Source organism: Azospirillum lipoferum 4B, from assembly GCF_000283655.1.
GTDB lineage: Bacteria > Pseudomonadota > Alphaproteobacteria > Azospirillales > Azospirillaceae > Azospirillum > Azospirillum lipoferum_C.
Genome location: NC_016622.1, coordinates 785,964 through 808,258, shown reverse-complemented (window position 1 = coordinate 808,258; position 22,295 = coordinate 785,964). Strand labels below are relative to the sequence as shown.

General features: G+C 66.7%; 24 protein-coding genes. 10 read left to right on the top strand and 14 right to left on the bottom strand.

Annotated elements, in window-relative coordinates:
* Positions 1-111: 111 nt before the first annotated feature.
* The 3 genes from nrdR to rpiB form a co-directional block, all read right to left on the bottom strand.
* The gene (gene nrdR, locus AZOLI_RS03715; RefSeq protein WP_014247245.1) at positions 112-579 is read right to left on the bottom strand and encodes a transcriptional regulator NrdR; all 468 of its coding nucleotides are present in this window, start codon (positions 577-579) and stop codon (positions 112-114) included.
* Between the two features lie 49 nt (positions 580-628).
* Entirely contained in the window at positions 629-1,930 is a 1,302-nt protein-coding gene (gene glyA, locus AZOLI_RS03710) for a serine hydroxymethyltransferase (RefSeq protein WP_014247244.1), read from the bottom strand.
* 147 nt (positions 1,931-2,077) lie between these two features.
* The gene (rpiB, locus tag AZOLI_RS03705; RefSeq protein WP_014247243.1) at positions 2,078-2,515 is read right to left on the bottom strand and encodes a ribose 5-phosphate isomerase B; all 438 of its coding nucleotides are present in this window, start codon (positions 2,513-2,515) and stop codon (positions 2,078-2,080) included.
* 527 nt (positions 2,516-3,042) lie between these two features.
* Between rpiB and AZOLI_RS03700 the strand changes: the two genes are divergently transcribed.
* Positions 3,043-3,486 (top strand): MucR family transcriptional regulator, encoded by a 444-nt coding sequence (locus AZOLI_RS03700; RefSeq protein WP_014247241.1) that lies wholly within the window; start codon positions 3,043-3,045, stop codon positions 3,484-3,486.
* Between the two features lie 181 nt (positions 3,487-3,667).
* On the opposite strand, the gene AZOLI_RS03695 is transcribed toward AZOLI_RS03700, so the two are convergent.
* The gene (locus AZOLI_RS03695) at positions 3,668-4,096 is read right to left on the bottom strand and encodes a hypothetical protein (protein ID WP_014247240.1); all 429 of its coding nucleotides are present in this window, start codon (positions 4,094-4,096) and stop codon (positions 3,668-3,670) included.
* Between the two features lie 380 nt (positions 4,097-4,476).
* Positions 4,477-4,737 (bottom strand): DUF6898 family protein, encoded by a 261-nt coding sequence (locus tag AZOLI_RS03690; protein ID WP_014247239.1) that lies wholly within the window; start codon positions 4,735-4,737, stop codon positions 4,477-4,479.
* 187 nt (positions 4,738-4,924) lie between these two features.
* On the opposite strand from AZOLI_RS03690, the gene AZOLI_RS03685 reads away from it, so the two are divergent.
* From AZOLI_RS03685 to AZOLI_RS03670, 4 genes are all read left to right on the top strand, one after another.
* Complete coding sequence (locus tag AZOLI_RS03685; RefSeq protein ID WP_014247238.1) at positions 4,925-5,437, top strand: YciE/YciF ferroxidase family protein; 513 nt, start codon at positions 4,925-4,927, stop codon at positions 5,435-5,437.
* A 122-nt stretch (positions 5,438-5,559) separates the two neighbouring features.
* Positions 5,560-6,042, top strand: a complete 483-nt coding sequence (locus AZOLI_RS03680) for a hypothetical protein (protein WP_014247237.1) — start codon at positions 5,560-5,562, stop codon at positions 6,040-6,042.
* Between the two features lie 41 nt (positions 6,043-6,083).
* The gene (locus tag AZOLI_RS03675) at positions 6,084-6,494 is read left to right on the top strand and encodes a hypothetical protein (protein WP_014247236.1); all 411 of its coding nucleotides are present in this window, start codon (positions 6,084-6,086) and stop codon (positions 6,492-6,494) included.
* Positions 6,495-6,510: 16 nt separating this feature from the next.
* A complete protein-coding gene (locus AZOLI_RS03670; RefSeq protein WP_014247235.1) occupies positions 6,511-6,972 on the top strand; it encodes a GNAT family N-acetyltransferase in 462 nt (153 codons plus the stop codon).
* Between the two features lie 93 nt (positions 6,973-7,065).
* On the opposite strand, the gene AZOLI_RS03665 is transcribed toward AZOLI_RS03670, so the two are convergent.
* The 8 genes from AZOLI_RS03665 to pdxH all read right to left on the bottom strand — a co-directional run bounded on the left by AZOLI_RS03665 (position 7,066) and on the right by pdxH (position 16,143).
* Complete coding sequence (locus AZOLI_RS03665; protein WP_014247234.1) at positions 7,066-7,887, bottom strand: universal stress protein; 822 nt, start codon at positions 7,885-7,887, stop codon at positions 7,066-7,068.
* 181 nt (positions 7,888-8,068) lie between these two features.
* Complete coding sequence (hypD, locus tag AZOLI_RS03660; protein WP_014247233.1) at positions 8,069-9,181, bottom strand: hydrogenase formation protein HypD; 1,113 nt, start codon at positions 9,179-9,181, stop codon at positions 8,069-8,071.
* 143 nt (positions 9,182-9,324) lie between these two features.
* The gene (locus tag AZOLI_RS03655) at positions 9,325-10,554 is read right to left on the bottom strand and encodes a GAF and HD-GYP domain-containing protein (RefSeq protein WP_244442515.1); all 1,230 of its coding nucleotides are present in this window, start codon (positions 10,552-10,554) and stop codon (positions 9,325-9,327) included.
* 122 nt (positions 10,555-10,676) lie between these two features.
* Positions 10,677-11,912: an SLC13 family permease gene (locus AZOLI_RS03650; RefSeq protein ID WP_014247231.1), complete on the bottom strand. Its 1,236-nt coding sequence runs from the start codon at positions 11,910-11,912 to the stop codon at positions 10,677-10,679.
* 27 nt (positions 11,913-11,939) lie between these two features.
* Positions 11,940-12,764, bottom strand: a complete 825-nt coding sequence (locus AZOLI_RS03645; RefSeq protein ID WP_014247230.1) for an MBL fold metallo-hydrolase — start codon at positions 12,762-12,764, stop codon at positions 11,940-11,942.
* Positions 12,765-12,897: 133 nt separating this feature from the next.
* A complete protein-coding gene (locus AZOLI_RS03640) occupies positions 12,898-14,289 on the bottom strand; it encodes a methyl-accepting chemotaxis protein (protein WP_014247229.1) in 1,392 nt (463 codons plus the stop codon).
* Between the two features lie 278 nt (positions 14,290-14,567).
* Entirely contained in the window at positions 14,568-15,491 is a 924-nt protein-coding gene (locus AZOLI_RS03635; protein WP_014247228.1) for a cation diffusion facilitator family transporter, read from the bottom strand.
* A gap of 40 nt (positions 15,492-15,531) precedes the next feature.
* Entirely contained in the window at positions 15,532-16,143 is a 612-nt protein-coding gene (gene pdxH, locus AZOLI_RS03630) for a pyridoxamine 5'-phosphate oxidase (RefSeq protein ID WP_014247227.1), read from the bottom strand.
* Positions 16,144-16,346: 203 nt separating this feature from the next.
* On the opposite strand from pdxH, the gene AZOLI_RS03625 reads away from it, so the two are divergent.
* The 3 genes from AZOLI_RS03625 to AZOLI_RS03615 all read left to right on the top strand — a co-directional run bounded on the left by AZOLI_RS03625 (position 16,347) and on the right by AZOLI_RS03615 (position 18,459).
* Complete coding sequence (locus AZOLI_RS03625) at positions 16,347-16,820, top strand: RT0821/Lpp0805 family surface protein (protein WP_014247226.1); 474 nt, start codon at positions 16,347-16,349, stop codon at positions 16,818-16,820.
* Between the two features lie 51 nt (positions 16,821-16,871).
* Complete coding sequence (locus AZOLI_RS03620) at positions 16,872-17,852, top strand: DnaJ C-terminal domain-containing protein (RefSeq protein ID WP_014247225.1); 981 nt, start codon at positions 16,872-16,874, stop codon at positions 17,850-17,852.
* Positions 17,853-18,072: 220 nt separating this feature from the next.
* Positions 18,073-18,459 carry a DUF805 domain-containing protein gene (locus tag AZOLI_RS03615; RefSeq protein ID WP_014247224.1) on the top strand — a complete coding sequence of 129 codons (387 nt, stop codon included), beginning with the start codon at positions 18,073-18,075 and terminating at the stop codon, positions 18,457-18,459.
* 4 nt (positions 18,460-18,463) lie between these two features.
* Here AZOLI_RS03615 and AZOLI_RS30265 read toward each other — a convergent pair whose 3' ends face one another.
* Positions 18,464-19,834 (bottom strand): YihY family inner membrane protein, encoded by a 1,371-nt coding sequence (locus AZOLI_RS30265; protein WP_014247223.1) that lies wholly within the window; start codon positions 19,832-19,834, stop codon positions 18,464-18,466.
* Positions 19,835-19,952: 118 nt separating this feature from the next.
* On the opposite strand from AZOLI_RS30265, the gene fabI reads away from it, so the two are divergent.
* The gene (gene fabI / locus AZOLI_RS03605; RefSeq protein WP_014247222.1) at positions 19,953-20,801 is read left to right on the top strand and encodes an enoyl-ACP reductase FabI; all 849 of its coding nucleotides are present in this window, start codon (positions 19,953-19,955) and stop codon (positions 20,799-20,801) included.
* Positions 20,802-20,954: 153 nt separating this feature from the next.
* Positions 20,955-22,100 (top strand): hypothetical protein, encoded by a 1,146-nt coding sequence (locus AZOLI_RS03600; protein WP_014247221.1) that lies wholly within the window; start codon positions 20,955-20,957, stop codon positions 22,098-22,100.
* The last annotated feature ends 195 nt before the right edge of the window (positions 22,101-22,295 follow it).

The following is a 22,295-nucleotide window of genomic DNA, read 5'->3' as shown; positions in this document are numbered from 1 at the left end:
CCCCGCTTCGCGGGAGAGGGAGTTAAGTGTCGGAGCGGCGGCAGTCCCCTCTCCCACCGAAGGTGGGGGAGGGTTAGGGAGGGGGCGATAGCACGCCCCTCCCCCAACACATCACATTCCCGGCGAGGCTTCCGGCGCCAGCTGCTCCACGAACTCGTTGAAGTCCGAGGCTTCGCGGAAGTCCTTGTAGACCGAGGCGTAGCGGATATACGCCACCTGATCCATCGTCTGCAGCGCCTCCATGATCTTCTCGCCGATCTGCTTCGACGGAATCTCGCTTTCGCCGGAGGATTCCAGCTGACGGACCATGCTGTTCACCACCCGGTCGATGCGGTCGGCATCGATCGGGCGCTTGCGCAGCGCGATCTTCATCGACCGCAACAGCTTCTCGCGGTCGAAGGGCTCGCGCTGGCCGTTGCTCTTCACCACCGTCAGCTCGCGCAGCTGGACGCGTTCGAAGGTGGTGAAGCGGGCGCTGCAGCTGGGACAGAAGCGCCGCCGGCGGATTGCCGAGTTGTCTTCGGTCGGGCGCGAGTCCTTGACCTGGGTATCCTCGTTTCCGCAGAACGGGCAGCGCATCTGTCGATCACCTTGGTCGGAGCAAACGGTCTGATCAGAGAGTCGGGCCTTAGAGAGTGGGGTAGATCGGGAACTGACGGCACAGGCCGCGGACGCGCTCGCGCACCGACGCCTCGACCGCCGCGTTGTCGCCGGAGTTGCTGGCGGCCAGCCCGTCCAGCGTCTCGACGATCATCTCGCCGACCTGTTTGAACTCGGCGGTGCCGAAGCCGCGGGTGGTCGCAGCGGGGCTGCCCAGACGGACGCCGGAGGTGATCATCGGCTTCTGCGGGTCGAACGGCACGCCGTTCTTGTTGCAGGTCATGCCGGCATGCTCCAGGCTGGCTTCCGCCGCCTTGCCGGTCAGGTTCTTCGGACGCAGGTCGACCAGCACGATGTGGCTGTCGGTGCCGCCCGACACGATGTCCAGCCCGCCGCCGATCAGCGTCTTGGCCAGCACCTGGGCGTTGTCGACCACCGCCTGGGCGTAGGTTTTGAACTCCGGACGCAGCGCCTCGGCGAAGGCCACCGCCTTGGCGGCGATGACATGCATCAGCGGACCGCCCTGCAGGCCGGGGAACACCGCCGAGTTGATCTTCTTGGCGATGTCCTCCTTGTTGGTCAGCACCATGCCGCCGCGCGGGCCGCGCAGGGTCTTGTGCGTGGTGGTGGTGACCACGTCGGCATAGGGGAACGGGTTCGGATAGACGCCGCCGGCGATCAGGCCGGCATAATGGGCGATGTCCACCATGAAGATGGCGCCGACCTCGTCCGCGATGGCGCGGAAACGCTCATAGTCGAGAACGCGCGGATAGGCGGAGCCGCCGGCGATGATCAGCTTCGGCTTGTGCTCGCGGGCCAGCGCCTCGACCTGCTCGAAGTCGATCAGGTGGTCGTCCTTGCGCACGCCGTACTGCACGGCCTTGAACCACTTGCCCGACATGTTCGGCGCGGCGCCATGGGTCAGGTGGCCGCCGGCGGCAAGCGACATGCCCAGCACGCAATCGCCCGGCTGCAGCAGGGCCAGCATCACCGCCTGGTTGGCCTGGGAGCCGGAATTGGGCTGCACGTTGGCGAACTCGCAGCCGAACAGCTTGCAGGCGCGCTCGATGGCGAGGTTCTCGGCGACGTCGACGAATTCGCAGCCGCCATAGTAACGCTTGCCCGGATAGCCTTCGGCATACTTGTTGGTCAGGACCGAGCCCTGCGCCTCCAGCACCGCCTGCGAGACGATGTTCTCGGACGCGATCAGTTCGATCTGCTCCTGCTGGCGGACCAGCTCGTCGCGCACCGCGCGGGCCAGTTCGGGATCGGTCTCGGCAAGCGAGGCGGCGAAGAAGCGGCCGATCTCGGCGGTGTTGCTGCTGGTCATGGCGGAAGGTTCCTCATCGAAGGGCATGAAGCGGTCCGGGCGGCCCGGACGGGCGGCTTCCATACTGGTCGGTCCGGGGGCTGTCGCGCCCCGGTTGCGGGCCTCTGCGGCCAAGTTCTGGGCCAGGACAGGCGGCGCCGGCGGCGCTCAGCCCATCTTGGCGATGCGGCGGCTGTGACGCTCACCGCCTTCGAATTCGGCCTTCAGGAAGGCATCCACGCAATCCTTGGCGATTTCCGGCCCGACGATGCGGGCGCCCAGCGCGATCACGTTGGCGTCGTTGTGCTCGCGCGACAGGCGCGCGGTGGTGACGTCGTGGACCAGGGCTGCGCGGATGCCGGGATGGCGGTTGGCGGCGATGCTGATGCCGATGCCGCTGCCGCAGATCAGCACGCCCCGCTGCGCCCGGCCGTCGGTGACGGCGGCGGCCAGCGCCGCGGCGAAGTCCGGATAGTCGACCGAAGCCGGACCGTCGGTGCCGAGATCGAGGACGGTGTAGCCGGCGGCCTCCAGTTGCCGGCCGATCTGAGCCTTCAGCTCGTAGCCGGCGTGATCGGAGGCGAGTGCCACAGTGCTGACGGTCATGACGACGGAAACTCCGGTGCGTGCGGTAGCGGATGCGGTGATCGGTGAAGCGGCGAAAGACGCCCGAACCCTACCAGATGTCGGTGCAAACCGCCACAGCCACACCATGACGTGGATGCATGGCTAGGGTCGGTGCGGGGTCCGGCCAGCTTGCCGGCGTCTGCCGCACCAGTTCCGGCCGGTGCGGTACCCCAACCCCCGCGAAAGTTCAGAGACGGTTTTCATCCCTTCGTTGTCGATCCCGCGAAGCAAGGGAGATAACCGATTCGTTATAGGAGCTGGAAATCAGCCAATTACCGCATCCCAATCGTCGGAAAATCGCAAGCCGGTGCTTACTAGACGCCTCTTAAAGCGGCGACACAGCCACGACGCGATGACGGTTTTCAGCGAAAGCTGATTTGCACCTTGCTCCTTTGTTCTGACTGGCAAGAGCAACTAATTTGGCGCTTGCCGAAATTATATTGACACTCAAATCACGGTATGCAACTTGGTTCGTACGGACAAATGAAAAGCCAGGACACAGAGCAATGAGCGACCAGCTTCGCGCCGATGTACCGGACAATGCGCTGCTGCGGATGACCGCCGACATCGTATCGGCGTATGTCAGCAAGAACGTGTTGCCTGCTCAGCAAATCCCCGACGTGATCAATACGGTCTACTCGTCGCTGACCGGACTGAATGGTCAGCCGCGGGAGGTCGCGGCGGAACCGCTGAAGCCGGCCGTTCCGATTCGCAAGTCGGTGACTCCCGAATACATCGTCTGCCTGGAAGACGGGAAGAAGTTGAAGATGCTGAAGCGGCACCTTCGCTCGACCTACAACATGTCGCCGGACGAGTACCGCGCCCGTTGGGGACTTCCGCCCGACTATCCGATGGTCGCGCCGAACTATGCCGCGCAGCGTTCGGAATTCGCCAAGCGCATCGGCCTGGGCCGCAGCTCCGGCCGCCAGACCCGCCGCAAGGCCGGTTGAACGAGCAAAGTCCGTATGCAACACGGGCCGTTCCCTGCCGGGATCCGGCCCGTGCGCGTGTTCGGCCGGTACAGGCCATATCGGATTGATTGAAGACGCGACCCGATCGCAGGGTCGTCGGCGGCGGCAGTCAAAAACCGACCCCATGTTCAGGCCCGCTCCCAGCGGCTGCCAGCGCGCCTCAGTTGGCGCAGCCCTTCCTGCCCGACAGGCGGCAGTTGAAGCGGTCGACATTGCGGCTCAACTCGCGCCCCGTGGCGATATTCTCGTCATTCAGGCAGGTCAGATAGGCCATCGACTTGTCGACATACTCCTTCACCTCGCCCTGGCAGGACGACATCCTGTCGGCGCTGAGGAAGGTGGCCTGATCATCCATGCAGAGCGGAACACCGGGCTTCAGGCAGCCGGCGGCCGGCGTTGTCGACTGGGGATCCGTGGAAAGCGGTGCGGCGTTGGCCGGACCGGCCTGCTTGTCGCCGCCGGACTTCGGCCCTGCCTGGCCTGCATGCCCCTGGGTTCCGGCGGCGGCCGCCGCCTGGGAAGCCAGCAGGGTTGCCGCCAGCGCCGCCGACATGAGGGACACGCGCAGGAAAGCCGTCACACGAACCATGGCCTCGATCCTCTGGTGTTTCGGTCTTTTGCTCCGGCGAACAGCCGACCCCGCAAGGCCGGTCCGGAGGCGATCCGTGCAAATCCGCCGATCGCGATCCGAACGGACGGCGCGGAAGAGCGCCCTTCTTATGCGCCATTCGTTCAGCGATGCGCGGTTCTACAGGCGTTAAACCCTCTGCGCCAGAGCCAACGGGCAGGTATAGGTCTACTGTCGGGGTCGAGCGGTTCGCTCTACGACCGGCGGTCCGGTCTCAAGGCCAGGGCCGCCGGCGGGGGCATGCCGGCGCTCACCATCAGCAAAGCCAGACTTCGATCCGCGCCGCCCGGTCCCGACCGGCGGCGCGTTTTCTTTTCCCGGTCACCGGCGCCGCCCGAAGGTCAATAAAGCCCACCGGATCCCGGCTTGGTGCCCGGCTTGCGCGCCGGCGCCGCCTTAGCATCCCCGTTCCGGGCCTCCTTGTTCTGGACGAAGCGCAGCTTGTTGATCGCCGTCCGCTTCAGCAGCTCCTGGCTGCCGGTCGCCGGGCCGGCCACCGTCACCTCCACGCCGGTCTGCGCGTCGATGGCGGTGACCCGCAGATAGCTGCCGACCCGCTGGAACTCGAACAGGACCTCGCCGTCCCCATTGCCTGCTGTCATATGAACCCTCCTTCGGCGCCCATTCGCCTGCCCATCCGTCAGCCCATTTGCCCGATGGCCGATCCCCGTTCGAGACCGCAACACCCGGCCATCGCCGCTGTTGTCCACGCTGCCGATCCGGCGCGCTGGAGCCCCGCTCCGCAAACGCCCGCCGGACGGACATCCACAGCGAGGAAGGACCGTCACCATGGCCGCCAAGACGATGCAGGATCTGCTGATCGAGGATCTCCGCGACATTTACCACGCCGAGAAGCAGATCACGAAGGCCCTCCCCAAGATGATCAAGGCCGCCCATTCCGACCAGCTCCGCCAGGCCTTCGAAACCCACCTCGAACAGACCAACGGCCAGATCGAGCGGCTTCAGCAGGTCTTCGAGGAGCTGGACACCCGCCCCCGCGGCAAGCATTGCGATGCGATGGAGGGGCTGATCAGCGAAGCCCAGGAAATCCTCGAAATGGGCCTCGCCCCGGAGGTCCAGGACGCCGCCCTGATCTCCGCCGCCCAGAAGGTGGAGCATTACGAGATCGCCAGCTACGGCACGCTGCACGCCTATGCCACCGCCTGCGGCCTGGACAAGGTCGCCCAGCTGCTCGACGAGACCCTGCAGGAGGAGAAGGACACCGACTCGCTGCTGAACAAGCTCGCGATCGGCGACGTCAACAAGAAGGCCATCGCCGCCAGCGGCAAGAAGGCCGCCTGACGAACACGGATATGCGGTGACCGGCCGCATCCGGGCCGACCCTAGTGGCATGGGCCAAGGTTGCAAGCACCGCGCCGGACCGGTAGGTTTAACCACCTCCCGGTCCTTCGCGGTGCTTCTTGATGCGCAGCCTTCAGCCTGCCGATTTCCTTTCGAACAGCATGCCGGCCCGCTGCTTTTCCGTCGCCGCCCGCGCCGCCCTGGTCGGAATGCTGGCGCTGGCGGGCGTCCTGACGGCCGCCCTGCCCGCATCCGCGGCCGAAGGGGCGCCCGGCGCCCTGCCCCCCTCGGTGCGAATCAAGCCGCTGATGGTTCCGGTGGTGAATGCGGGCCGGATCGAGAAATACACCCAGGTCGAAGTGAATTTGGAGATCGGCGACGCCCTGCGGCTGGGCGAGGTGCAGTTGAGCATTCCCCGGCTGCACGACGCCGTGCTGACCGCCATCTACAAGGGCATCGACGAGGGCTGGATCGTCCGCGGCAACATCGCCAACGTCCCCGCCCTGCGCCGCCGCATCGACGAATCGATGGTCGCCATGTTCGGCAAGGACGTGGTTACCCGTATCCTGATCACGCCGATCGCGCGCCAGTCGTCGCTGCAGTAACCGGCTTTCCCCCTTTTCCCCTCAAAGAGGATCGAGTCGTCATGGCCGTCGTCTTCGTCGCGCGCAGCGCCGCCCTGACCAAATGGGCGTCCGACGTCGGGCAGGGAAAGCACATCTTCAAGCTGGGCGTCGCCGAGGATGAGGCGGCCGTCAAGTCCGCCGTCGCCGCCGGCTGGGGCGGCGAGACCGACTGGAAGCTGATCGACTCCAGGGAGATCGACGGGCTGGACGAGGAGACCGCGCTGGCCCGGCTGGGCCGGCGCGAGAAGGTGATCGACCCCACCTATTACCCGCGGCTGAAGGGCGCCGCCGGCGTCTTCCGCATCGCCCTGACCAATGTGCAGAACAGCCTGCTGGTCGCCAAGGCGATGACCGCCGACGAACCGCTGACCGAGGTCAAGGTCAAGCCCAAGGACATCGCCGACTACATGATCCGCAACGCGGCCGCCTGACCGGTACGCCTCCCCGATGTCCAGACCGCCCATCCGCCGCGTCTCCTTCGACTCGCTGAGCCTTCGCGACCTGCATGACCTGCTGGCCTTGCGCAGCCGGGTGTTCGTGGTCGAGCAAGCCTCCCCCTATCCCGACATCGACGGCCGCGATCCCGGCGCCCTTCATCTGATCGCCACCGACACGTCCGGCGCCATCGTCGGCTGTGCCCGCTGTCTTGATCCGGACGAGGACGGGCCGGACGCCCCGGTCTCGTTCGGGAGACTGGCGGTCGATCCGTCGCAGCGCTCCACCGGACTGGGACGGGCGCTTGTCGCCGAGTCCCTTGCGATACTGGTGGAACGCTGGCCGGAGCGCGACGTGGTGATCGGCGCCCAACAGCATCTGGAGCGCTTCTACGGCAGTTTCGGATTCGTCCGAATCACCGAGTCCTACGACGATTTCGGGATTCCACACATCGACATGCGATTGCGCCGCTGAACCAGGCCGTCGCCGAGCCGATGCGACACTATGACCTATCCATACCCCTGTGTGGGGGGGGGGCATCGAAGCCGACGCCCCCCGCTCCCGCGCTCAATGCGACAGCAGCAACGGCACCGGGCAGGTGCGCAGGACGTGCCGGGTCCCGCTGCCGCGGTGCAGGAACGGGAAACCGTAATGGCCGTGCGCGCCCATCACCAGCAGGTCGGCGCCGGTGTCCATGGCGCGGGCCAGCAGGGCGTCCATCGCGCCGATGTCGTTGACGGTGAAATGGGTCTGCTCCGCCGTCACGCCATGGAAGGCGAGATGGTCGAGAAGTCCGATCCTCGGCGCCTCGGGTGCGGAGCCGGAAGCCTGGGTCAGAACGGTAATCACCGTGACCTCGTCGGCCTTCTCCAGCATCGGCATGGCGTCGGACAGGGCGCGGGCGGCCTCGCGCTCCGCATTCCAGGCGACGGAGACGCGCTTGCCGATCACCGGGAAGCGGCCGGCATAGGGAATGACCAGAGCCGGGCGGCCGGAATTCAGCACCACCTGCTCGTTCAACTCCTCCGGCGCAGCCTGCGATCCGGCCTCGCGGTCATACTGGCCCAGCACGGTCAGGTCGGCGAAGCGCGACCAGATGATGACCTCGCGGATGACGTGGTTGTATTCGCCATGGGTCAGTCCGTGCCATTGGCCCTGCAGACCGGCCGCCGCCAGCTTCTCCCTGAACAGCGCCTCGCTGCGCGCCGAGGCCTCGACCAGATGGTCGCTCGACCGGCGGGCGATCACGCTGGTGGCGTTGCGGTCGCCCTGGGCGAACAGCCCGCGCAGGAAAGCACCGTGGCGCTGCGCCAGCGCGATGGCGGCATCGAGCCGTGCCTCGACATGCGGGCTGCTGTCGAGGTGAACGAGAATGTGCTTGTAGGTCATGCGGGCCCTCCCGGAATGAAATGCGATGTCTTTCGACGTCTGCCGTTCTCCGCCGGACCGATAAGAGGCCGAACGGATTGTTTCATCTGCATCATGTTTATCCGTGTGGCATTCGTCCAGCCTGCGTTGAACCGTCTGCGGTGAAAGGTCGCAGCCGCCCGGCCGGCCGGATGCGGTCCGGTCAGGCGTCTCGGAACCGCCCATAGGTATAGTGCGCGGCGCAGGCCCCCTCGGCCGAGACCATGCAGGAGCCCATCGGGTTCTCCGGCGTGCAGACGGTGTCGAACAGCTTGCAGTCGACCGGCCGCTTCACGCCGCGCAGGATTGCGCCGCAATCGCAGCCCTTGTGGTCGGGAACGCTGGCTCCGGCGATGGGGAAACGCCGTTCGGCATCGAAGGCGGCATAGGCCTCGCGCAGCTTCAATCCGCTGTGCGGGATGCTGCCCAGGCCGCGCCATTCGAAGGAGGGGCGCGTCTCGAAGATCTCGGCCACCATCGCCTGGGCCTTGCGGTTTCCGTCGGCGGTGACGGCGCGGGTGAACTGGTTCTCCACCTCCGCCCGCCCGTCGTTGATCTGGCGGACCAGCATCAGGATCGACTGCAGCACGTCCAGCGGCTCGAACCCGGAGATCACCACCGGCTTGCCATGCTCCGCCGCGGCCGGCGCATAGGCTTCCGAGCCGATGACCACCGAGACATGGGCCGGCCCGACGAAGCCGTCCAGCGACAGCCCCTCCTCGGTGCCCGACAGGATGCCCTGGATGGCCGAAGGGGTGAGCACATGGTTGCAGAAGACGGAGAAGTTGGTCAGCCCCTGCGCCGCCGCGGCGCGCACCGCCAGCGCGGTGGGCGGGGTCGTCGTCTCGAAGCCGATGGCGAGGAACACGACCTGCCGGTCCGGGTTCTCCGCGGCGATGCGCACCGCGGCGTCGGCCGACACCACCATGCGGACATCGGCGCCCTGCGCCTTGGCCTTCAGCAGGCTGAGCCGCCCCGATCCGGGAACGCGCATGACGTCGCCATAGGTGCACAGCGTCACCTCCGGCCGGCGGGCGAGCGCGATGGCATCGTCGATCCGCCCCACCGGCAGCACGCAGACCGGGCAGCCCGGCCCATGGATCATGCGGACATTGCCGGGCAGAAGATCGGGAATGCCGTAGCGGGAGATGGCATGGGTATGCCCGCCGCAGAACTCCATCAGGTGATAGGAGCGGTCGGCCCGCACCTCGCGCGCGATGGCGGCGGCGACGTTGCGGGCAAGAACCGGATCACGGAACTCTTCGACATACTTCATGGTCGCTCCCTCTGCCCTGCCATTTCACCCGCAACACTGACCGTTCGCGTTGATACGGATCAAGGAGAGTGTTTGGGGGAGAGTGTCTGGGGAGAGTCCGGGGAAGCGCCCATCATGACGGGCTGTCTCCCGCCGGCTGTCCTTCACGCCTCGACCTTCTCCTGGTCCTTCAGCGCCACCCAGATCGCATCGAACTCCGCATGACGGGAGGCGAACAGCGAAAGCAGGCGGGGATCGAAATGCACCTTGGGATCCAACCGGTCATCGCCGTTCAGCAGGATGTCCACCGCCTTCTCATGGCTGAAGGACGGCTTGTAGGGACGGGCGCTGCGCAGGGCGTCGTAGCAGTCGGCGATGGCGACGATGCGGGCGGCAAGCGGGATTTCCTCGCCCTTCAGCCCCTGGGGATAACCGGTGCCGGCCCATTGCTCGTGATGGCACAGCGCAATGTCCGCGGCCATCTTCAGCCGGTCGGACGCGATCAGGATGTCGTGGCCGTAGATGGGATGCCTCTGCATCTCCGCCAGTTCGCGTTCGTCCAGCCGGCCCTTCTTGTGCAGAACCGCCTGATCGACGCTCATCTTGCCGACATCGTGCAGGGCGGCGGAGAATCGGATTTCCTTGCAGAAGGCACGGCTGCAGCCGGCCCAGCCGGCCAGCGCATAGGAGTATTCGTTGACGCGCAGGATATGGTTGCCGGTCTCCTCGTCATGAACCTCGGCGGCGCGCGCCAGCAGGTTGACCGAAACCATGAAGGCGCGCTCCGTCTCCGCCTGGAGTTCGGCGACGCGGCGGCGCTCCCTGGTCAGGGCGCGGTTGCGTTCGGTCAGCCGTTCCAGCGTCGCGGCCCGCTCCAGGGCGCGGCCGACGATGTGGTTGACCGGGGCGATCATCTGCTCGTGGTTGGGCTGGAAGACCGGCGGCCCCGCCTCCCCCGGCACGGGCCGGCGATTGATCAGCTGCACCACCCCGATCGGTCGGCCGCGGGCCCCTTTCAGCGCGAAGGCCATGATCGAGCGGGTGCGGAAGCCGGTGCGCTGGTCGAAGGCGGGATTGAAGCGGTAGGGCCGCTCCTCCGGAATCTCGTAGGCGTCATCCAGCAGCAGGGTCTCGCCGGTGGCGGCGACATAGCCGACGATGGAGGTCTGGTTCACCGGCACCGTGAACAGGGCAGGCTTGGCGCGGATCACGTCGTTCTGGGCGCTGACCGCCTCCAGTTGCCGCCCCCGCCCCTGGCCGCGCAGCATGAAGACCGTTCCGGCCTCCGCCCCCGTCACCTCCCGGCACTTGCGCAGCACGCGGTCGCTCAACGCGCGAAGCGACTGGTTCGGCGCGCTTTCGATGAACTCCATGAACTGGACGACCAAACTCACAGCGCGCCCTCCCCCGGTGCGCGAAGAGAGTACTCCATTTGTCGCAGTTCGAAAAAGAGTCTTGCACTTTACAAAATTGCAATACGATTACGGAATACAGCCTGTCCTTCACTGCCTGTGCTTCATGGGGCCATCCAGCCGCCGGCCCACAGCCAGACCGCCGCCACCGCCATCGACAGCAGCGCCATCGGCACGCCGCAGCGGGCATGCTCGACGAAGCCCAGCCGCACACCGGATGCCGCAGCCCGTTCCGCCACGATGATGTTGGCGAGGCTTCCCGGCAGCAGCAGGTTGCCGGCCAGCGTCGACAGCAGCGCCAGCCCGTACAGCGCCCCTTCCGGCGGGTTCGGCCAGGCGGCCAGCAGCAGGATCACCGCCGGCACGTTGCCGATGCTGTTGCTGCCGGCGAGCGCCAGCGGGACCATCACCGCCAGCCGGTCGGGCAGCCATCCCGCCGCCTGGAGGTCGCCCACCAGCGCCGCCGGAATGCCGGTCAACCCCAGCGCATGGTTGATGGCGAACAGCGCCGCGAACAGGACCAACAGGTGCCAGTCCACCATGCCCAGCATGTCGCGGCTGGCCATGCGCCGGCTGACCATCATCACGCCGGCCACCAGCAGAACCGAATGCTCCTGCGGGATGTCGCGGGTGAACAGCACCAGCAGCGCCAGCGTCGCCGCCACCGCCTTGCCCAGCTGCCAGCGGTCGAGCGGCACCGGCGCCACCTCCCTGCCCGCTCCCACCCCCTCGGGCTCGCCGAAGCGGCCGCGCCAGACCAGCCAGACGGTGACATAGACGATGAGCATGGCAGCCAGCGCCGGACCGCCGCACACCGCCAGGAAGCGCCAGAAATCGAGATGCCCGACCTGCCCGATCAGGATGTTCTGCGGATTGCCGATCACCGTCGCCGCCGAGCCGGCGTTGGCGGCGCCCGCCAGCGCGATCAGGTAGGGCCGCGGGTCGAGCTTGCGCGCCAGCAGGCCCAGGCACAGCATCGGCGTCATGGCGAAGACGACCACGTCGTTCGCCAGCACCGCCGACAGCCCGCCGGCGACCAGCACGATCACCGCCAGCAGCCGCGCCGGCGACCGCGCCGCCTGCGCCACCTTCAGCGCGCACCAGTCGTAGAAGCCGCTGCCGGCATATTGCGCCGACAGGATCATCAGCCCCAGCAGGATGAAGATCGTCGGGAAATCGACAGCCGCCACCAGCTGGCCGGTATCGAGCGCCCCGGTCGCCAGCAGCAGGATGGCGGCGACGAGCGCGATGCCGGTGCGGTCGATGCTGAGACCGGGAAAGCGGCCCAGCGCCATACCCAGATAGGTGGCGCCGAACAGGATCAGGATTGTCGCTGTCATTCCAAGGGGGCATTCAGTCCGGGGAGATCAATCCAGGGAGATCGTCGTGCCCTCGCGCGCGGCGAAGCAGTTGGGGAACTCCGCCTTCGCCGCGGCTTCGATCCGTTCCATGGTGGCGTCGTCGTGGTCGGGGTCGTGGTGGAACAGGCCCAGCGTCTTCACATGGGCGGCGCGGGCGATCCGCACCGCCTCCATCCAGGTGGAATGGCCCCAGCCGATGCGCTGCGCCCACTCCTCGTCGGTGTAGGTCGAATCGTAGAGCAGCAGGTCGACCCCATCCACCAGGTTCAGGATGTTGCGGTCGGGATGGTCCGGCACATGCTCGGTATCGGTGACATAGGCGAGCGAGCGGCCCTGATACTCGATGCGGTAGCCGGTGGCGCCGTCGGGATGGTTCAGCGCCGCAGTGTGGATGCGCACCCCGCCCTCCAGCTTGAAGCTGTGGCCGGGCGGAACCTCCAGGAAGCTGAGGTCGCCGCCCATTGTGCGCAGCGGCACCGGGAACAGCGGGCGCTCCATCTGGCGGGCCATCACCGATTCGATATCCGGGCTGCCGGTGAGATGGCCGGAGATCACCCGCAGGCCGAAGCCCTTGGTGTAGGCCGGCGCGAAGAAGGGAAAGCCGCTGATATGGTCCAGGTGGGTGTGGCTCAGCAGCAGCGTAGCGCTGGTCACCCCCTCCGCCAACAGCTTGCGCCCCAGCGCGCGCAGCCCGGTTCCCGCGTCGATGATGATGCACTGCTTGCCGGCCCGCACCTCGACGCAGGAGGTGTTGCCGCCGAAGCCCAGATGCGAGGCCATCGGGCAGGGAATCGTGCCGCGCACGCCCCAGAAGGTAACCGTGAAGCCCATTCCCCCGCCTCCAGAGCGCAAGTTTGCGCCGTCTCAACCCCTTTGGCCGGCGAGTTTAGCGCGATTCACCGCCATGTACACGGTGGTGCACGTTCGGGAAACGGAGATGCGGGGGAAGTGGACCGGCGGTTCCTCACACCTTGTAGGCCAGCCGCAGCCCGCCCCAATGCCGGCCGCGCACCGTGACGGGCGCCGAGACGTCCTTCATCAGGGCGTATTTCCCACCGCCCATGTCGCGGCGGTAGGTCTGCAGCAGGAATGGCTTGGTGTTGCGCCCGGCGGCCAGACCGACGCGGTCGTTGAAGATGCGCCGGTTGCGGCAGTTGGCGGCGTTCCACACCGGGTCTTTGCCCTGCGGCTGGCTGAATTGCCGGTTGTGGGTGGGCAGATAGCCGTTGTCGTCCACCGCCACGCAGAAGACGATCCGTCCGTTGGCGGACAGCACCGGCTCCTGGATTCCCGGCAGCAGGCGGTCGCACAGCTGGGTGAAGCGGGTCATCACCTGCTGGGGGTCCGATCCGGCGACCGGCTGGTAACTGCGGTCGAACAGGTCGGCCTCGCTGATGTCGCCGCGGGCCAGCGCCTCTTCGAAGGCAGCGGACACCTTGGCGGCGGCGTCCTTCACCGTGGCGATGAAGGGCGTGTCGACCGTCTCGATGTTCAGCTCCGCGGTGATGCCGATCAGCCGCTCGCTCATGCCGACGAGGCTGTTCACCCGGTCGCGGGCCTGGGCGAGGTTGTCGCTGGACAGCTTCACGCCGGCGGCCAGATCGGCGATCTCGTGCTCCAGCTCGCCGCAGTTGGCGCCGATCTCGGCCGAGGCGGCGTCGATCTTGTCTGTCTCGCCGTTCAGCTCGCGCATGGCGCGGCCGACCGTCTCGATCACCGTGCCGATGGCGGCCGTGCCTTCGCTGACCGCACGGGCCTTGGCCGCACTGGCCGAGCTTTCGGCCATCAGGCGCTGGGCCTGTTCATTCAGCACCTTCAGCGTCGCGTCGATCTCCGTCGTCGCCTCGCTGGTCTTGGTGGACAGCGATTTCACCTCGTTGGCGACCACGGCGAAGCCGCGCCCGGCATCGCCGGCCCGCGCCGCCTCGATGGTGGCGTTCAGCGCCAGCAGGTTGGTCTGCTTGGCGATGGTGAAGATCTCCTTGGCGACCTTGCCGACGCGGTCCAACGCATCGCGCAGCCCGGCGATCTGCCCTTCGATGCCCGTCACCGACGACACCAGCGCATGGATGTCGGCCAGCGATCGCTGCACCCGGTCGTGCGAACCGTCGACTTCCTGCCGGGCCTGTTCCGTCACCGACCGCGCGACCGCCGAGGCCTCCGAGATGCGCTGCGTGCTGCGCGACATCTTGGCGCCGGTGTCCCGCAACTGCGTGAAGACCTCCGACTGGTGGGTAACGCGGGCGTTCACATCCTCGATGTGGCCAGCGATGTCCGCGATCTCGATGCCGAGATTGCCGGCTTCCGTCGCGATATCCGCGATCAGATGCGGCCGAAGCGTAAAGCTTCCATCCATTATGCCCACCATTCTTGCTGTTTTGTAACCGAGCGCTTTCTCCCAAGCACTATTATTGCGCTTTTGAGACATGTTCGCAACGAACCGGCGGTCCGGGATGGGCCCGGCACCCCCTGTCCTTTGGTAGGATACCTTTAGGAGAAGTTGCGTCCGACGATTGTGCACGAGCCGAGGATCATCGCGAAATACGGGATTCCCCGCAATACGGCACCGTATCACGAGCGACAATGCGCAAGCAGCAGTGGCGGCAGGCCGCAAGGGCCGGCGGACGCCCGCCCTCAGCCGGCGATGCGGTTGTCCAGCCGGTCGTCGGCCAGCCCGGCGGGCTCCTGATGGACCAGCACCTCGGCATTGACGAAGGCATCCCGCAGCCGCCGCTCCACCCGGTCGGCGATCTCATGGGCCTCGGTCAGAGTGAGCGTGCCGTCCAGTTCCAGATGCAGTTCGATGAAGCAGCCGGTGCCGGCATTGCGGGTGCGGAGGTCGTGAAGGCCGCGCACGCCGGGCTCGGCCCGCGCCAGCGCCGCGATGCGGTCGCGTTCCTCCTGCCCCAGCTCGCGGTCCATCAGGACGTCCAGCGCGTCGCGGGCCACGCCGCGGGCACCGTTCAGCAGGAACAGCGCGATGCCGATGCCGAACAGCGGATCGACGATGGCGAGCCCGGTCGCCTCGGTCAGCAGGATGGCGGCGATGACGGCGCTGTTCATCAGCAGGTCGCCGGCATAATGCAGCCGGTCGGCCCCGATGGCGACCGACCCGGTGGCCACCTGCACCCGGCGCTGGAAGGTGATGAGGCCGGCCGTCAGCACAATCGACAGCAGCATCACCGCGATGCCGATCGTCCCCTCGGCGATCGGTTCCGGCCGGACGATTCGCCGCACCGCCTCCACGCTCAGCAGCACGGCGGACCCGGCGATGAAGGCCGCCTGGGCCAGCGCCGCCAGCGCCTCCGCCTTGCCATGGCCGTAGCGGTGGTTGGCATCCGCCGGCCGCAGGGCCTCACGCACGGCAAGCAGCGTCACCAGCGACGCCATCATGTCGGTGGTCGAGTCGATCAGCGACGACAGGATGCTGACCGATTCGGTCAGCAGATAGGCCCCGAGTTTCGCCACGATCAGGGTGGAGGCCACCGCCACGCTGGCATAGGTGGCGCGACGGCGCAGGCTATCCGTCCGGGCGCCGCTGTCCAGATTGTCGCTCACGAGCTGCCTTCTGTTCAGTGCTGGTGTTCTGGGCCACCCTTCAGGGATAGAGCCGCTCGGTCGTCCAGCCCGGCGAAGCCGCATCCGTTGCCTCCGCGGCGCGGCGGTAGACCAGCCGGTCGTGCAGGCGGAAGGGCCGGTCGCGCCAGAACTCGATGCGCGACGGCAGGACGCGGAAGCCGGTCCAATGCGGCGGCCGCGGCACGGTGCCGATGGCGTATTTCGCGGTGAACTGCGCCACCCGCTTCTCCAGCTCCCACCGGCCTTCCAGCGGGCGCGACTGCTGAGAGGCCCAGGCGCCGATGCGGCTTTCGCGCGGGCGGCTTTCGAAATAGGCGTCGGCCTCGGCGTCGGTCACGACCTCCACCGGCCCTTCCACCCGCACCTGCCGGCGCAGGGTCTTCCAATGGAAGCACAGGGCGGCGTTCCGATTCGCGAGCATTTGCTCGCCCTTCCGGCTCTCGGTGTTGGTGTAGAAGACAAAACCGCGCGGATCGATGCCTTTCAGCAGGACCATGCGCACGGACGGAATGCCGTCGGCATCGGCGGTCGCCAGCGCCATGGCGTTGGGGTCGTTGGGCTCGCTCTGCTCGGCTTCCTTCATCCATTCGGAGAAGAGTTCGTAAGGGTCGCGCTCGCTGCTGTCGGTCATGCCCATGGTCCTGTTACGATCGGATCCTGTTTCGATGGGTCCCGCATCGCCCACAGGCCGGGTGCGGGGGCTATCCTTTGTGCAAAAGCGAAAGGGTCACAGCCTCATCACAATTCACAGCAAGGATAGGGTCGCTTATATCACTGTCCACCGCGAAGCTACCGACAAGGTGCCGCGGCAACCAACCTTTTCGAGGCGCAAGGATGTTCGTGAAGAAAGTCGTTCCGGCCGTGATCGTCGCGAGCCTGCTGGCAGGCTGCCAGCTGGGTGGCCAGAAGGAAACGGTCGGCACGGTCGGCGGCGCGGTCGCCGGCGGCCTGATCGGATCGCAGATCGGCGGCGGAACGGGCAAGCTGGTGGCGACCGGCGTGGGCACCCTGCTGGGCGCCTTCATCGGCCGCGAGGTCGGCAGCTCTCTCGACAAGGCCGATGCCGGCTATGCCGAGACCGCGGCCCGTCAGGCCTATGCCGCCCCCGTCGGCGACCGCATCACCTGGAACAACCCGCAGTCGGGCAATTCCGGCACCATCGTCACCACCCGCGACGGCTACAGCAACACCGGCACCTACTGCCGCGAGTTCCAGCAGACCATCGTGGTCAAGGGCCGGACGGAGCAGGCATACGGAACCGCTTGCAAACAGGCCGACGGTACGTGGAAGATCGTCGGCAATTCGTAACACAACCGACCTGCAACCCTTGAGCCCCGTTGGGGCGGGAATTCTCTGCCCGTGGCTACGCGCGATCCCTACAGCGTTCTCGGCGTCAGCCGGTCCGCCAGTGCCGACGACATCAAGAAGGCGTACCGCAAGCTCGCCAAGCAGCATCACCCGGACCTGAAACCGGGCGACGCCGCCAACGAGGAGCGGTTCAAGGAAATCTCGGCCGCCTACACGCTGCTGTCGGATGCCGAGAAGCGCGCCCGCTACGACCGGGGCGAGATCGATCCCTCCGGGCAGGAACGGCACGCGGGCTATGGCCCCCGCGGCCGGACCAGCCGGGGCAAGGCCTACAGCGGCACCGCCGACGACAGTTTCTTCGGCGGCGGTGACGACTGGTTCTCCGACCTGTTCGGCGGCGGCCGGCGCCGTCCCGGCGGGGCGGGGGCCGGGGCGGGCATGGGCGGCGGCTCCGCTGGTGGCCCCACCGGCGGCTCGGCCGGGCCGAAGGTTCGCGGCAGCGACATCTCCTATTCCGTCACCGTCCCCTTCGTGGAGGCGGCGAACGGGTCGAAGCGGCGCATCAACCTGTCCAACGGCAAGAGCATCGACGTCGCCATCCCGCCGGGAACGGAGAACGAGTCGAAGCTGCGCCTGAAGGGCCAGGGCCTGCCCGGCATGGGCGGCATGCCCAACGGCGACGCCATCGTCGAGGTGCATGTCGAATCCCACCCCTACTTCACCCGGCAGGACAGCGACATCCATGTCGAGGTGCCGATCACCCTGAACGAGGCGGTGCTGGGCGCCACCGTCAATGTCCCGACCATCAGCGGCAAGGTGGCGGTGAAGGTGCCGCCCGGTGCCAACACCGGCTCCGTCCTGCGGCTGCGCGGCAAGGGCGTGGTGAACCAGGCCACCAAGCAGCCGGGCGACCAGTATGTGAAACTGAAGGTCGTCCTGCCCGACCCGCCCGACGCCGAACTGGTCAAGTTCGTCGAGCAATGGGCCAAGACCCGCAGCTACGACGTCCGCAAGAAGGCGGGGCTGGAGTAAGCGAAGGCGCCCGGTCGACTTGCATGCGGCGATCTGGACAGGCGGCCTGCCCATCAGGGCGGGCCGCTTTTCGTTTGCGCCCAATCCTGCAGCGCGTCACGACGCCGCGGTCAGGACTGTTCTGCATCGAATGAGAGTGTTGCACCGTACCGATTGCCTGCACATCGTGATCTCATCAGGCTGACCAATCGCGGCAGGCCATTCGCCGGGGTAGCGGACAATGAATTTCTTCGAAGCCATCAGGTCGGTGTTTTCCCAATATGTCGGGTTCTCCGGCCGCGCACTGCGATCCGAATACTGGTACTGGGTTCTGTTCACCGTGCTGATCGGCATTGTCACCGGCATCATCGATGTCGCTCTCTTTCCATTCGAGGATGCCAGCCCCCTGAGCTCCATCGTCAATCTGGCACTGCTGCTGCCGGGCTTGGCTGTATCGGCCCGCCGCCTGCATGACGTCGGGCGGTCCGGCTGGTGGCTGCTGTTGGCGATTGTTCCGGTGATCGGATGGATCGTCCTCCTCGTCTGGACGGTGACCAAGGGCGATGCCGCGGAAAACCGCTTCGGCCCGCCACCGCAGCCGACTGCCGGTTCGCCCGCTGTCGCCTGAACGGCTATTTCTTAACCGCCCGCAACGGCACCGGCCCCGCCGCCGCCTGCAGGTCCCCCTGTCCGGCCGGCTGCCCTTCGGGCGGCGGGTCGTCGTTCAGCAGCGTCTTCAGCGGCACGCTCAGCAGGTCGCTCTGGCTGGCTTCCGCCGCGTCCAGAAGCCGGGCGGTGCGCTCCTGCCAGGGCAGGTTCAGCCCGCCCAGCCCGTGGACGGAGCCGCGCATGCCGATGCCCAGCGCCTTCATCAGCTCCAGCAGCGTCGCCTCGCCCATGTCGCGGGTCACCACCCAGGCGTCGCGCGTGGTGTGGGCGACCCAATGGGCGTCGCGCAGCTGTTCCAGGATGCCGTCGATCAGCAGCGTGCCCACCGGGACGCGGCCGACCAGCGTGCGGCGGCGCAGGCCCACGCCCAGCCGGCTCGCCTCCATCAGCTCGTGCAGGACGGCGAGCGCCAGCGCCAGCCGCTGGGCCGGCAACAGTCCCTCCATGCCGCCGCGGGTGACCTTGCCCGCCCGCCATTCTGGCAGGGATGCGGCGACCACCGCGCCGAACAGCACCGTCGACCACGCGATGTACAGCCAGAACAGGAAGATCGGCACGACCGAAAGGGCGCCGTAGATGGTCTGGTAGGCCGGGTATTCGCGCATGTACCAGCCGAAGATCGCCTTCGATCCCTCCAGCAGGACCGAGCCGATGGCCCCGCCGCACAGGGCGTCCAGCCAGAAGACATCGCGGTTGGGGATGATGAGGTACAGCAGCGTGCAGCCGACCAGCTGCAGCAGGAAAGGCAGCAGCATGCCGATGCCGGCCAGGGGATGGACCATCCCCTCCAGATGCGCCAGCTCCAGCGCGGTCCACAGCGTGCTGGACAGCGACAGGCTGGCACCGGCGAACAGCGGCGTCAGCGACACCACCGCCCAGAAGGACAGGATGCGGGTGACGTAGGACCGCGGCTCCCGCACCCGCCAGACGGTGGCGAAGGACCCTTCGATGGTCCAGATCAGCAGCACCGCCGACATCGCCAGACCGATCACGCCGAAGATCGGCATCTGGCCGGCATTCGCCATGAAGCGGCCGAGATATTCCAGGATCGCGTCGCCGATCTCCGGCACCAGATTCTTGATGACGGCGGTCTGGATCCGCATCTGCAGCGCGCTGAAGGCCGGAAAGGCCGAGAAGATGGCGAAGCCGATGGTCATGATCGGCACGATCGCCAACAGCGAGGTGTAGGTCAGCGACGCCGCGGTCTGGAAGCAGTTGTCGTTGTAGAAGCGCAGCATCGAATGGCCGAAGAAGCCGCCCAGCTCCTTCAGGCCGCCGAAGATGCCGCTGCGCTCCTCCTCTTCCGGGCGGGAATTGTCCTCAGAGAGAGGCATGCGGCGCCCCCTGCGGCAAGACCGCCCGCGTCGGTTTGACCGGTGAGCGCTTTCGTGTAGGATGCGCGGCACTTTTCGCGGCTGGAGCCGCAGCACATCCGTCGTTCACGAGGTTCCGATGTCCAATCCGATGCCGCTCATGGCCGGCAAGCGTGGCCTGATCATGGGCGTGGCCAACGATCGTTCGATCGCCTGGGGGATCGCCTCCACCCTGGCCCAGCACGGGGCGGAGCTTGCCTTCACCTATCAGGGTGATGCGCTGCTGAAGCGGGTGAAGCCCCTGGCCGAACAGGTCGGCGCCAAGCTGGTCCTGCCCTGCGACGTGACGGACGAGGGCAGCATCGATGCGACCTTCGCCGCCATCGAACAGGAATGGGGCGGGCTGGACTTCGTGGTTCATGCCATCGCCTTTTCCGATAAGAATGAACTGGACGGGCTGTATCTGGACACGACGCGGGCCAACTTCCTGCGCACCATGGACATCTCCTGCTACTCCTTCACCGCGGTGGCGCAACGCGCCGTGCCGCTGATGAAGGACGGCGGCAGCCTGCTCACTCTATCCTATTACGGCGCCGAACGCGTCATGCCCCATTACAATGTGATGGGTGTCGCCAAGGCGGCGCTGGAGGCCAGCGTGCGCTACCTGGCCGTCGATCTGGGTGGCCGCAACATCCGTGTCAACGCCATCTCCGCCGGCCCGATCAAGACGCTGGCCGCCAGCGGCATCGGCGACTTCCGCTACATCCTGAAGTGGAACGAGCTGAACGCCCCGCTGAAGCGCAACGTCACCATCCAGGAGGTCGGCGGTGCCGGCCTGTTCCTGATGTCCGATCTCGGCAGCGGCGTCACCGGCGAGGTGATGCATGTCGACAGCGGCTATCACACCGTCGGCATGGTCGCGGTGGACGAGGCGGCCGAGGTCGCCAGCCTCCTGGGTTCGCTGGGCGGTACGCCGAAGGCCGGCTGAGGCCAGCCCGGTTGAACGGCGGTAACACGCCTGCAATCGCATGATGAAGAGAGGGATCGGTTTGCCGATCCCTCTTTGCGTTTGCGAATTCGGCGTTTATGATTTGCGCAATATTCGCGGATTTGGGTAATATTCATGCGCGCTCGTAAGAAAATGGACTCGGTTTCTCCGATCCTTGAGCAGATCCTTTACGGCGGCTCCAGCGTGTCGATGAATCTCATCGCCATCACGCGCGAGATCCCCGAAGAGCAGCGCATGTTCAAGGCCCAGGGCCTGAACAACTGCATCCTGTTCAAGTACCCGAATTTCGACGACCGCGACGATGACGGCGGCGATCCGATGGCGGAGGACGAGGAGCTGGAGGGCGGCAGCCGGCCTGTCGAAACCGGCATCTATGTGCCGCACAACGCCAAGTCGCCCGAATCCGGCGGCGTCGCCGTCTATCTGCGCGGCCGCAACAGCGAAGCCCTGCTGGAAGAGCAGTTCGGCATCAAGCACGGGCCGCAGGAAAACGGCATCATCGGCGACATGAAGATGCTGTCGATGATCGACGACGTGCCCTCGCTCGACGCCTTCCTGCTGAAGACCTGCTTCGAGGGGGAGAAGGTCAACGTCGATCCGCGCCACTGGCTGATCAGCAACGAGGAGGACCACCAGCTCCGCCGCCTGATCCGCGCCCGGATCGAGCCGATCGTCCGCAAGGCTCTGTCGGGCAGCCAGGGCAACGCCCAGAGCATCGAGCGCTTCCTGGAAGCGATCTGGAATCCCAACCTGGAAGAGGCGGGCCTGTTCGTCTCCGCCTTCGGCATCGAGCGGGCGGAGGCCGACACCATCTTCAGCGCCTGGAAGGGCACGACCTTCTACGAATACCAGCTGCGCCGCATCGCCCCGCGCGCGCGCGTCATCCTGACCTGGCTGAAGTCGCGGGAATGCATTCCGGTCGACATCCGCATGCACAAGCCCTACGAGACCCAGCTGCTGATGCACATCGAGAAGGTGGGCAAGCTGCTGGAGACGACGCTGATGGACATCCGCACCATCCTGTCCGACTACGAGACCGCCTTCAGCAGTTTCATGAACGGCCAGCCGGAGCCTTTCCGCGACTACCTGCGCAGCATCCGCTCGCGCTATTGGCTGCTCGGCTATTGCGTCTCGGCGCTGACCAGCGTCGCCCATCTGGACGCCCGCTGCATGAAGAACACGCCGTCGCGCAAGCTCTACTTCGAAGGCATGCAGAAGCTGCTGCGCCAGTTCGACGTGGCTCTCGACCGTCGCCGCGAACAGAAGGGCGCGTTCTGAGGGGCCTTTTATCCAAAACCCGCCCCCTCCCCATCCCTCCCCCGCCTCCGGCGGGAGAGGGTGCCTCCTGCGAAGCGGCTGTATTCCCTCCACTGCCGAAGGCAGGGGGAGGGTTAGGGAGGGGGCAGAGCGCTCACCCACTTTAATCACTCGCTCAAAAGAAAAAGGCGGCGCCTCGCAGCGCCGCCTTCTTCA